This window comes from Haemophilus sp. HMSC066A11 (assembly GCF_001811665.1).
In the GTDB taxonomy this organism is placed as follows: Bacteria; Pseudomonadota; Gammaproteobacteria; order Enterobacterales; family Pasteurellaceae; genus Haemophilus; species Haemophilus influenzae.
This window is the reverse complement of sequence record NZ_KV805866.1, coordinates 150,882-162,712: the sequence shown is the minus strand read 5'-3', so window position 1 is coordinate 162,712 and position 11,831 is coordinate 150,882. Positions and strand designations below refer to the sequence as shown.

Sequence of the window (11,831 nt, the reverse complement as noted above, 5' to 3'; positions counted from 1 at the left end):
TTAAATCTCCCTATTGTTTAATAAACAAAACCCATTTTTGATTCGATTCAATGCTTCTAATAATTTTTTTCTAGGCATAGCGACATTCATACGAAAGAAACCATCTCCCTCTTTGCCAAATTCACTCCCCAAAGATACTTTTACTCTTGATAAATTATTAATCCAATAAGCTAATTCATTTTCATTTATACTTAGCTTTTTATAGTTTATCCAAAGTAAATAAGTTCCATCACTTTCAGTAATATCTAATAATGGAATATACTCATTGAAAAATTCTTTTACTATCTTCTTATTATTCTTTATGTATTCTTTTAGATAGATTACCCAATCAGTACAATATTTATATAACGAAATAATAGCTGGTATAGAGAAATAATTTGGATTATGTATACCTAATGCCATCATTTCTTTTATAAATTTTTCTCGAATTTCTTTATTCTCAATAATTAGGTTAGCTATTTCCAATCCAGGAATATTAAAAGTTTTTGCTGGGGATAAACAGATCATTGAGTGATTTGCTACCCATTCATCTAATGATGATATTAAATAGTGGGAGTCATTTGTTAGTGTAAAGTCTGCGTGGACATCATCGGAAATGATAAATACATTATGTTTTTTAGCTAAGTTTATAATTTTAATAAGGACTTCTTTATTCCAAATCGTTCCAGTTGGATTATGAGGAGAAATTAAAACAAATACTTTAGAATGTTTAAAACATTCCTCTAATAAATGAAAATCAATATGATACTTTCTATTTTCATAAACCAAAGGACATTGATATAATTTTCTGTCATTTAATTTTATCGTGTTTAATATTGGACTATATGAAGGTGATAGAATACATATTCCATCATTTTCTTTTGTAAATGCTCGTATATAAATAGATACGGCTTGGATTATTCTTGGGCAAAATACAATTTTTTCAGAGAGAACAGAATAATGATATTGTTCGAAAATATAATCACTGATTATCTTGTAATAGTCGGCTGGTAATTCAGTATAACCATAAATTCCTAAACGATTAAATTTTTCTAATTCATCTATCATTATCTGAGGGGCTGGAATATCCATATCCGCAACAGACATTGGAATAATATCATTATCTACATTCCATTTAGCACTAAATGTATTTAGACGATCAATAATCACATCAAAATTATAAAAATTATTCATTATTCCTCCTGATGTATAAGGCAAATTTACTTTAGTCAAAGAAGAAAAGAATTAAAATTACTAAAACTACTTTATCTATTACGTTTTTTCACAACTGTGATCCACGCCACAGTTGCAAATAATCAACATAGAAAAATTAAATAACATAATTGATGAAAAGTTAGTTTTTCACAAAAATGCGAAAAATTTCATCACCTAGAGAGGAAAATGTTATGACAACCTATTTCGATAAAATTGAAAAAATCTCCTTTGAGGGAGAAAAATCCACAAATCCTTTTGCTTTCAAACATTATGATGCTAATCAAGTAATTTTAGGTAAAACTATGGCTGAACATTTACGCTTGGCGGTGTGTTATTGGCATACCTTTTGCTGGAATGGGAATGATATGTTTGGGCTAGGTTCTTTGGAGCGAAGTTGGCAGAAAAATCCAAATGTGCTTGCTGGCGCAGAACAAAAAGCCGATATTGCTTTTGAGTTTTTGAATAAGTTAGGCGTGCCTTATTATTGTTTTCATGATGTTGATATTGCACCTGAAGGTAATTCAGTGCGGGAATATGTACAAAATTTTCATCATATTGTTGATATTTTAGAACGCAAACAAGTAGAAACGGGTGTAAAACTCTTATGGGGAACTGCAAATTGTTTTACTAATCCTCGTTATATGTCTGGTGCAGCAACCAATCCTAATCCTGAGGTTTTTGCTTGGGCTGCAACACAAGTGTTTAATGCGATGAATGCCACTCAACGTTTAGGTGGAGAAAATTACGTATTATGGGGTGGACGTGAGGGGTATGAAACTTTATTGAATACCGATTTGAAACGTGAACGTGAACAAATTGGTCGTTTTATGCAAATGGTGGTAGAACATAAGCATAAAATTGGGTTTAAAGGTACATTATTAATTGAGCCAAAACCGCAAGAACCAACTAAACATCAATATGATTATGATGTGGCAACAGTGTATGGTTTCCTAAAACAATTTGGTTTAGAAAAAGAAATTAAAGTTAATATTGAAGCTAACCACGCGACGCTTGCTGGCCATACCTTTCAACATGAAATTGCAACAGCTTGTGCATTAGATATTTTTGGCTCAATTGATGCTAATCGTGGCGATCCACAATTAGGCTGGGATACCGACCAATTCCCAAATAGTGTTGAAGAAAATACGTTAGTTATGTATGAAATTTTAAAACATGGCGGTTTTACTACTGGAGGCTTTAATTTTGATGCGAAAATTCGCCGACAAAGTATTGATCCTTATGATTTATTTTACGCTCATATCGGTGCAATTGATGTATTGGCATTATCCTTAAAACGTGCAGCAAAAATGTTACAAGAGAAAACCTTACAAAAAATTGTTAATGCACGCTATGCAGGTTGGAATAGTGAACTTGGTCAGCATATTTTGCAAGGTAAAACTTCACTTGAAACACTTGCGCAACTTGTCCAACAAAAAGATTTAGCACCAAAACCAGTTTCAGGTCAGCAAGAATATTTGGAAAATTTGGTAAACCAAGTTATTTATAGCTAAAAATGAAGCAAAAGTGCGGTTGTATTTCACCGCACTTTTTTATTTTAGGAGACATTATGTATATAGGAATTGATTGTGGCACACAAGGAACAAAGGCAATAGTGCTTGATTCTGTCCAAAAAAAAGTGATTGGAGTTGGTTACGCAAAACATGAATTAATTACACAATCCAATGGAAGACGTGAACAACAACCAAATTGGTGGATTGAGGCATTACAACAAGCATTACAAATTGCATTGAAACAAGCAAAAAATTCACCGCACTTTTCACCTAATTTAGTGAAGGGAATAGGCATTTCAGGACAACAACATGGACTGGTAATGTTAGATAAAAACGATCGTCCTCTATATAAGGCTAAGCTTTGGTGTGATACAGAAACCGCTACGGAAAATGATATACTGATCGAAAAATTAGGCGGACAAACAGCCGTATTTGAAAAATTAGGCATCATTTGCCAAACTGGTTACACAGCTTCAAAACTAAGTTGGTTTCGTCAAAATTATCCTGACAAATTTGCCAATATTCGCAAAATCATGCTGCCACACGATTATCTAAATTATTGGCTAACAGGAAAATTCTGCACTGAATTTGGTGATGCTTCTGGTAGTGGTTATTTCGATGTTGTGAAAAGAGAATGGAAAAGAGAAGTCTTCAAATATCTTGCACCAGAATTAAATATGGATGAAGTGTTACCAAAATTACTTTCTGCTGAACAAAAAATCGGTGTGATTAAACCTGAAATTGCGACTTTATTTGGTTTTAATGAGAATGTCATCGTCTCCACAGGTGGAGGCGATAATATGATGGGAGCAATTGGTACAGGAAATATTCGAGAAGGGATTGCTACGATGAGTCTCGGTACTTCTGGTACCTTGTATGCTTATACGCAAAAGCCATTGCTTAATTTACCACCAATGATCGCAAATTTTTGTTCAAGTAATAATGGCTGGTTACCACTGGTTTGTGTAATGAATATAACCTCCTCAAATAAACAGCTAATGAATTTGCTCAATATTGATATTGAAGAATTAAATCAACTTGCTCAACAAGCACCTATTGGCGCGAATGGCATCACTATTTTGCCATTCTTTAATGGTGAAAGAGTTCCACCTTTACCCAATGCAAAAGCGAGCATTTTAGGATTAGATTCAAGTAATTTCACACGAGAAAATCTTTGTCGAGCAATGATGGAAAGTGCTACTTTTACGCTTCGCTATGGCTTAGATTTATTTCGTCAAGCTGGCCTCGAAACCTCACAAATTCGCCTAATTGGAGGTGGCGCGAAAAGCTCATTTTGGCGGCAAATGATTGCTGATGTGATGAATTCTGAAGTGGTATGTTTGCAGGAAGAAGAAGCTGCTGCATTAGGAGGAGCAATTCAAGCTATGTGGGCAAATGGAGAAGGAGAACTGGAATTTTTATGCGAAACCTTCATTCACTTAGATGAAAACTCAAAAGCTTATCCCAACTTATCACAGGTGAAAAATTATCAAAGTGCTTATGAGCGTTATTTAATACATTTATCACAATTATATTAAATAAAATCCCCTATGCCGATAAGCTATAGGGGATTTACTACATTAATAATTTATTTTCTATTCAACCACGCCATATATTCAGTCACGCCTTCCGCGACTGTTTTGAATGGTTTATCGTAGCCTGTTGAGCGAAGTTTAGTTAAATCTGCTTGAGTATATTCTTGATAACGAGATTTCAAATGCTCTGGGAATGGAATGGTTTCAATCTCGCCTTTTCCGTGGAATTTCACTACCGCATCAGCCACCGCACGGAAACTTTCTGCATTTCCTGTACCAAGGTTGTAAATACCCGAAATACCATTTTGCCAACACCAAATATTCACTGCAGCCACATCGCCTACATAAACAAAATCACGGCGGAATCCTTCGCTGCCTGCAAATAATTTTGGATTTTCGCCTTTTAAGATTTGGTTATTCAAGTGGAATGCCACACTCGCCATTGAACCTTTATGATTTTCACGCGGCCCGTAAACATTGAAATAACGGAAACCACATACTGGCGATTTTGCTTCTGGCAAAATGTTACGCACATATTGATCGAACAAGAATTTAGAATAGCCATACACATTTAATGGGCCTTCAAATTCACGTTCTTCACGGAATACTTTGGTGTCTCCATAAGTTGCTGCGCTTGAGGCATAGAAAAAAGGAATTTCACGGTCAAGGCAATAATGCAACAACTCTTTAGAATATTCGTAGTTGTTGTGCATAATGTATTTACCATCCCATTCCGTAGTCGCAGAACATGCCCCCTCGTGGAATACCGCATCAATATCGCCAAATTCATCGCCCGCAATAATAGAAGCAATGAAATCTTCTTTATCGCAATAATCTGCGATGTCTAAATCAACTAAATTTGCAAATTTCGTGCCATCTTTTAAGTTATCCACCACTAAAATATCTTTGCGCCCTAAATCATTCAATGCTTTGACAATATTACTGCCAATAAAACCAGCGCCGCCTGTTACAATAATCATAATTCTGTCCTCTTTAAAATAAGTTTGCGTATTGTAATAGATTTTCTACCGCTTAGCCAAAAAACTCTGCGAAAAACAACCGCACTTTTAATCCCCAATAACTCGTAAGGCCTGTCGTAACAAGATCCATTTTGCCTTTACTCAACAACACAATTGTGGGTGTCACATTAATTTGCCATCGTTCTGCAAATTCCCCTTTAGGATCATTAACCGTAGTGAAGTGGTAGTCATGCTTACTTAAATAATCATTTACGTCCGCCTCATTGCCTGAGCGTAATGCCACCGATACAACTTGATAGCCTTCGTTTGCTAAAGAATTAATTGCTGGCGAAGTATAACGACAATAACCACACCAAGTTCCCCAAAAATAAAGTAATGTGGGTTTGTTTTGATCAAGACTATCAAGAGAGAACGTACTCCCTTGAAGATCTTGTAACGTGATTTTATTTATTTCCTTTGGCACTACAGGGCGACGAACAAAATCCAGTATGCTAGTTATCACAATAAAAGTTAAAAAGAGGGATAATCCATTCTTGAGTAATTTTTTAATCTTCATTTTATTTATTCCTTATCTTGTTGAGATGATTGTAATTGAGCGTACAACCATAGTCAAAAATAAAGAATTTTTGCTACAATAGGTAAAACATAAATAAAAGGAGGAAAATAATGACATCAAATCAACTTGCTCAATATATCGACCACACCGCACTTACCGCAGAAAAAAATGAACAAGATATTTCGACACTCTGTAATGAAGCGATTGAACATGGATTTTATTCTGTATGTATCAATTCTGGTTATATTCCACTCGCTAAAGAAAAACTTGCTGGCTCAAATGTAAAAATTTGTACCGTAGTTGGCTTCCCTTTGGGGGCGAATTTAACCTCTGTCAAAGCATTTGAAACGCAAGAAGCTATTAAAGCGGGTGCAAATGAGATTGATATGGTAATTAATGTAGGTTGGATAAAATCGCAAAAATGGGATGCAGTAAAACAAGATATTCAAGCTGTATTTAATGCTTGTAATGGCACGCCATTAAAAGTAATTTTAGAAACTTGTTTGCTCACTAAAGATGAAATAGTGAAAGCCTGCGAAATTTGTAAAGAAATCGGTGTAGCTTTTGTTAAAACATCAACGGGTTTCAATAAAGGCGGCGCAACTGTAGAAGATGTTGCATTGATGAAACAAACGGTCGGCAATATTGGTGTTAAAGCATCAGGTGGTGTGCGTGATACTGAAACTGCACTTGCAATGATTAAGGCGGGTGCGACTCGCATTGGTGCAAGCGCTGGCATTGCAATTATTAGCGGTACGCAAGACACTCAAAGCACTTACTAATCCTTTCACGCGTGGTATTCTTTCCACGCGTTTTTACATATTCGACAATTTCTGCAGCAAACGATCCATTGCTCGATAGCCCAAGGCCTCCGCCAAGTGCGGTTGAGAAATTTGTTGTTCTCCTTGTAGATCGGCAATGGTTCGAGAAACTTTCAAAATACGATGATAAGCCCGTACAGAAAGCCCAAGTTTATTCAGTGCTTTTTCAAGGAAAAAGGCATCTTTATCATTTAACTTGCAATCACGCTCAATCTCTTTACTGTTCAAATAAGCGTTGATTTTCCCCGCTCTTTCCATTTGAATCTCACGTACTTTTAACACTTTTTCACGAACTTGCACGCTGGTTTCGCCACGATCGCCCGTATTTTGCAAGCTACCTTGTGGCAGTAAAGGCACTTCAATAGATAAATCAAAACGATCTAAAAATGGCCCTGAAAGTCGATTCAAATAACGCATAATTTGTTGCGGTGAAGTGCGGTTATGTGTTCCTGTATAATGGCCTGTCGGACTTGGATTCATTGCTGCCACTAATTGAAAACGAGCTGGAAATTGAATTTTGGCATTAGCACGAGAAATAATAATCTCACCACTTTCCAAAGGCTGACGTAGTGCATCTAACACTTTTCGCTCAAATTCTGGAAGTTCATCAAGAAAAAGTACCCCATTTGTTGCTAAGGATATTTCGCCAGGTTTAGGGATCGTTCCGCCACCAACTAAAGCTGGCATTGATGCACTATGATGTGGTGCGCGAAAAGGACGTTGTTTCCAATTATGAAAATTTAACTCGTTTTGAACTAAACTCGTTACAGATGCCGTTTCTATCGCTTCTAAATCTGTCATTTCAGGTAAAAGCCCTGTCAAGCGGCTGGCTAACATGGTTTTTCCTGTACCCGGTGGGCCAAGAAAGAGCAAATTATGCTGCCCCGCTGCGGCAATGGTCAATGCTCGTTTAGCATGCTGTTGTCCGATAATATCCGTTAAATCTAACGTATTTTTACCTGAAAAATTTACCGCACTTTCTTTCACAATTTCAGTGGCGAGTGGTAATTTTTCCTGACCATTGAGAAATTGCACTACATCTAAAAGCGTTTGAGCAAAATAAGTATTTTGATCAGACACGAGCGAGGCTTCATTAGCATTTTGTTTCGCGATAATTAACTCTCGCTTTGACTTTTGCGCTGCAAGAATAGCGGGAATCACACCATGTACGCCACGCAATTGTCCCGTCAGCGCAAGTTCAGCCACAAATTCAAATTGCTTTAAGCGGCTCGCATCAAGCTGATCCGATGCAGCTAAAATCCCGATAGCAATAGGCAAATCAAATCTTCCGCCTTCTTTCGGTAAATCCGCAGGGGCGAGATTCACTGTGATACGCTTGGCTGGGTATTTAAATTGTGCATTCATCAACGCACTACGCACCCGATCTTGTGCCTCTTTCACGGTTTTTTCTGGCAAACCAACAAGTGTAAATCCTGGTTTTCCGTTGCTTAAATGCACCTCAATGGTGACTAGCGGTGCTTGCACACCCATAGAAGCACGGCTGTAAACAATAGCAAGGGACATGATAATCCTTAAAGTGCGGTAAAAATGAAGATAGTTTTTGCACTATAAAAAAAGCACGTAATGAAATCATTCATTCCGTGCTTTTTTTGCGATCTAGATCGCAAAATTCATATGTTATTCCGCAAAAAGTGGCGAAAACCAAAAATCTAATTTCGCCGCCAATTTATCAATACCAATTTTATTTTGTGCAGAAAAAGCCTCAACTTGTATATCGCCTTGAAATGGAAGAATTGCTTCACGCACCATTTTTACTTGTTTACTACGTGCGCTTTGGCTCAATTTATCGGCTTTAGTCAGCAATAAAAGTATCGGTAAATTTGCTGAAACCGCCCATTCAATCATTTGTTGGTCAAGATCCTTAAGCGGATGGCGAATATCCATCAACACAACCAATCCCGCCAAACATTCTCGTTTTTGCAAATATTTGCCCAAGGATTTTTGCCATTGGATTTTCATTTGCTCTGGCACTGCGGCATAGCCATAGCCTGGTAAATCCACCAATTTACAATTAGGTTCTACTTCAAATAAGTTAATCAATTGCGTGCGCCCCGGTGTTTTTGAGGTGCGCGCTAAATTTTTTTGATTGGTTAGTGCATTAAGTGCGGTCGATTTTCCTGCATTTGAACGACCCGCAAACGCAATTTCAATGCCCGTATCTTCAGGAATGGAACGAATATTCGGCGCGCTCGTTAAAAAGTGGGTTTTGTGGTAATTAAGTTTAATTTCAGACATAAGTATTCCTTTTAAAAATTGTGTTTAGAATAGCATAAATGGAAAATTTCCTGAAATTATGTCAAAATTCTCTCTGAAATTATAATCAATTAATGGCAATCCAGATGACAACAAAAACAACTTACCAATGGCCTCAATCTAAGGATATTTATCCATATCGACCAGGGCGTTTTGATGCACCAAAACATTGGCGTTATAACTTACGTAGCTTTTTAAATCGTGGTTCAATTCGTCGCTTTGAACAATTTATCAATCAACATCCTTTTCTCGTCGATATTTTTAATACGCACTTGGATTATAGTTATCCTGTTGCTTGTCGTTTTTTAGATAAGCGTTTTAACGCATCACAACGTTTTCATGCCGTTTGTGAGAATCTTTTATTTTTACCCGAAAAACTTACCGCACTTTCTACGCCGTTATGGGAAAAACCTCTAAGTTTTGGCGAAGTCATTCCTGATTTTGAAATGACATTAAGCATGACAACCCATCAACCAATGGAAGGATATTGGGTATTGGAGCTATGGCATAAACCAAGAAATGAATTAGTTTATTTGCTTACCTTTGCCAAATTAGGCGATGCGTTGCTTATTGCTGTTGTACAAGGGCCAAATTTTGAAGGCTCAAAGGAAATGGTGAAACAACTAACCAAATTATGCCACGGTTTACGCCCTGCCTATTTAATGGTTGAAACCATGAAATCACTCACAAAAATACTAGGCTACAATAAATTACTGGGCATTCCACAAAAATACCAAAATAAATCTCGCTTCATCCAAAGCAAACAATACACAGTGGACTATGATGCAATTTTTGGCGAATCAGGCGGAGAATTAAAAGATTACTGGGAATTGCCTTTAGAAATGGATAGAAATCTGGATGATATTCCAAGTAAAAAACGTTCCATGTATCGTAAACGTTATGCGATGCTAGATGATTTGGCTAAGGTAATTGAAGAAAAGTTAGGATTGTAAAAGTAAAAAGTGCGGTGAATTTTAACCGCACTTTTTGTTTTATAAGACTTTCAAGCAAGCCACAAAATGGCTGTTGTTTTGGCTGGTGAAAGGTGGTTTTTGTTTCGCACAATTCTCATCAGCCTTTAGACAGCGAGTACGAAATACGCAACCAGACGGTGGATTAATTGGCGAAGGCAAATCACCTTCAAGTAATTCGATGGATTTATTGCGTTCCAATTTTGGATCGGGGATCGGAACAGCAGACATTAAGGCTTTGGTATAAGGATGTTTGGTATCGTTATATACTTCCACATCGCTGCCTAATTCCATTGCATTGCCTAAATACATCACTAATACGCGGTCAGAAATATGTTTTACCACCGCTAAATCATGGGCGATAAAAATTAAGGAAAGCCCCATTTCTTTTTGCAGGGATTTCAATAAATTCACCACTTGAGCCTGAATCGACACATCTAACGCTGAAACGGGCTCATCACAAATGATCATTTTGGGCTCAATGATTAACGCACGAGCAATACCGATACGCTGACATTGACCACCAGAAAATTCATGTGGGTAGCGGTTAATCAAGTTCGGTAAAAGCCCAACTTTCAACATCATAGCTTGCACTTTTTCTTTCACTTCGGCGGCACTTAAGTGCGGTTGGTAGATCTTTAATGGCTCAGCAATGATTTCGCCAATATTCATTCGCGGATTGAGAGAGGCGAGCGGATCTTGGAAAATCATTTGAATATCTTTACGCGTTTCTTTCCATTGTTTCGCTGATTGTTTTCGTAAATGTTTACCAAGCCACAAGATTTCCCCTTCACTCGCTTCGACTAAACCGATAATAGCGCGTGCAAGTGTGGATTTACCACAACCAGATTCACCTACTACGCCGAGAGTTTCACCTGCGTAAAGTTTAAAAGACACATCCTTCACCGCTTTTAAGGTTTGCGGTTTGGCGAAGAAAAGGGATTTATCATTTTTAATTTTAAAACTGACGCCTAAGTGATTGACTTCAAGGAGTAATTCTTTGTTGTTTGAGACTGTCATAGGTTAAATTTCTCCGCTGATAACCAACAATTACGTAATTGACCGTGATTAAATGTAGTCAGTTTTGGCGCAATTTGGCATTGTTCGGTAGCAAATTGGCAACGAGGTGAGAATGGACAACCTTTTGGCAAATGCAATAAATTCGGTGGATTGCCAGGAATGGTGACCAAGTGTTCTTCATTGCCGTCTAAGCGAGGAATCGCATCCATTAAGCCTATGGAATAGGGATGGGTTGGATGATAGAAAATTTGTTCCGCTGTGCCGTATTCCATGGTTCGTCCAGCATACATCACCATGACTTGATCGCAGATACCAGCCACTACCCCAAGATCATGGGTAATCATAATAATCGCAGTATTAAATTCGTGTTTTAACTCATTTAACAAGGTCATGATTTGTGCTTGAACGGTCACATCCAAAGCGGTTGTTGGTTCATCTGCAATGAGTAGTTTGGGACGGCATAATAGGGCCATCGCAATCATCACCCGTTGACGCATACCGCCAGAAAACTCGTGCGGATACATGCCCATGCGTTTTTTAGCTTCTGGCATTTTAACTGCGTCTAACATTTTCACGGATTCGGCAAAGGCAGTTTGTTTATCATAGCCCTTGTGCAATTGCAGCACTTCCATGAGTTGTTCACCGATTTTCATGTATGGGTTGAGTGACGTCATTGGATCTTGGAAAATCATGGAAATTTGCTCGGCGCGGATTTTATTCAATTCAGCATTCGGTAAATTAACTAATTCTTTCCCTTCAAAAATGGCAGAGCCTTCCACTTCACCGTTGGCTGCCAATAAACCCATTAAAGCAAAGGCTGTTTGTGACTTGCCTGATCCACTTTCGCCTACAATGCCCAGCGTGCTTCCTGCATTCAGCGTGAAGTTTAAGTCATTCACTGCTGTAACGACGCCATCTGGTGTTTTGAAGCGAACGTAGAGATTTTTTACATCTAATAAAGGATTCATT

Annotated in this window: 11 protein-coding genes; 4 read left to right on the top strand and 7 right to left on the bottom strand. The window is 37.6% G+C overall.

What is annotated here, in order from left to right; genetic code table 11:
* Nucleotides 1-1,173 carry a MalY/PatB family protein gene (locus tag HMPREF2813_RS03770; RefSeq protein WP_011272389.1) on the bottom strand — a complete coding sequence of 391 codons (1,173 nt, stop codon included), beginning with the start codon at nucleotides 1,171-1,173 and terminating at the stop codon, nucleotides 1-3.
* Between the two features lie 212 nt (nucleotides 1,174-1,385).
* Between HMPREF2813_RS03770 and xylA the strand changes: the two genes are divergently transcribed.
* Together xylA and xylB are read left to right on the top strand one after the other, a co-directional pair.
* Complete coding sequence (gene xylA / locus HMPREF2813_RS03765) at nucleotides 1,386-2,705, top strand: xylose isomerase (RefSeq protein ID WP_005690713.1); 1,320 nt, start codon at nucleotides 1,386-1,388, stop codon at nucleotides 2,703-2,705.
* A 56-nt stretch (nucleotides 2,706-2,761) separates the two neighbouring features.
* Nucleotides 2,762-4,243: a xylulokinase gene (gene xylB, locus HMPREF2813_RS03760; protein WP_032826718.1), complete on the top strand. Its 1,482-nt coding sequence runs from the start codon at nucleotides 2,762-2,764 to the stop codon at nucleotides 4,241-4,243.
* Nucleotides 4,244-4,293: 50 nt separating this feature from the next.
* Here the strand turns inward: xylB and rfaD are convergent, their stop codons facing one another.
* Both rfaD and HMPREF2813_RS03750 read right to left on the bottom strand, forming a co-directional pair.
* Nucleotides 4,294-5,220: an ADP-glyceromanno-heptose 6-epimerase gene (rfaD, locus tag HMPREF2813_RS03755; protein WP_005690709.1), complete on the bottom strand. Its 927-nt coding sequence runs from the start codon at nucleotides 5,218-5,220 to the stop codon at nucleotides 4,294-4,296.
* A gap of 52 nt (nucleotides 5,221-5,272) precedes the next feature.
* Entirely contained in the window at nucleotides 5,273-5,776 is a 504-nt protein-coding gene (locus HMPREF2813_RS03750) for a protein disulfide oxidoreductase (protein WP_005686413.1), read from the bottom strand.
* A gap of 110 nt (nucleotides 5,777-5,886) precedes the next feature.
* Here HMPREF2813_RS03750 and deoC point away from each other — a divergent pair, with 110 nt between their 5' ends.
* Complete coding sequence (gene deoC / locus HMPREF2813_RS03745; RefSeq protein WP_005690707.1) at nucleotides 5,887-6,558, top strand: deoxyribose-phosphate aldolase; 672 nt, start codon at nucleotides 5,887-5,889, stop codon at nucleotides 6,556-6,558.
* 33 nt (nucleotides 6,559-6,591) lie between these two features.
* Here the strand turns inward: deoC and HMPREF2813_RS03740 are convergent, their stop codons facing one another.
* Nucleotides 6,592-8,121: a YifB family Mg chelatase-like AAA ATPase gene (locus HMPREF2813_RS03740; RefSeq protein ID WP_005647634.1), complete on the bottom strand. Its 1,530-nt coding sequence runs from the start codon at nucleotides 8,119-8,121 to the stop codon at nucleotides 6,592-6,594.
* Nucleotides 8,122-8,235: 114 nt separating this feature from the next.
* A complete protein-coding gene (gene yihA / locus HMPREF2813_RS03735; protein ID WP_005667528.1) occupies nucleotides 8,236-8,853 on the bottom strand; it encodes a ribosome biogenesis GTP-binding protein YihA/YsxC in 618 nt (205 codons plus the stop codon).
* 104 nt (nucleotides 8,854-8,957) lie between these two features.
* Between yihA and HMPREF2813_RS03730 the strand changes: the two genes are divergently transcribed.
* Nucleotides 8,958-9,824 carry a VirK/YbjX family protein gene (locus tag HMPREF2813_RS03730; protein ID WP_005667527.1) on the top strand — a complete coding sequence of 289 codons (867 nt, stop codon included), beginning with the start codon at nucleotides 8,958-8,960 and terminating at the stop codon, nucleotides 9,822-9,824.
* A gap of 39 nt (nucleotides 9,825-9,863) precedes the next feature.
* Here the strand turns inward: HMPREF2813_RS03730 and oppF are convergent, their stop codons facing one another.
* A complete protein-coding gene (gene oppF / locus HMPREF2813_RS03725) occupies nucleotides 9,864-10,862 on the bottom strand; it encodes a murein tripeptide/oligopeptide ABC transporter ATP binding protein OppF (RefSeq protein ID WP_005657282.1) in 999 nt (332 codons plus the stop codon).
* Nucleotides 10,859-11,830, bottom strand: a complete 972-nt coding sequence (locus tag HMPREF2813_RS03720) for an ABC transporter ATP-binding protein (protein WP_005647625.1) — start codon at nucleotides 11,828-11,830, stop codon at nucleotides 10,859-10,861. The genes oppF and HMPREF2813_RS03720 overlap by 4 nt, the downstream gene beginning before the upstream one ends.
* Nucleotide 11,831: the final 1 nt, after the last annotated feature.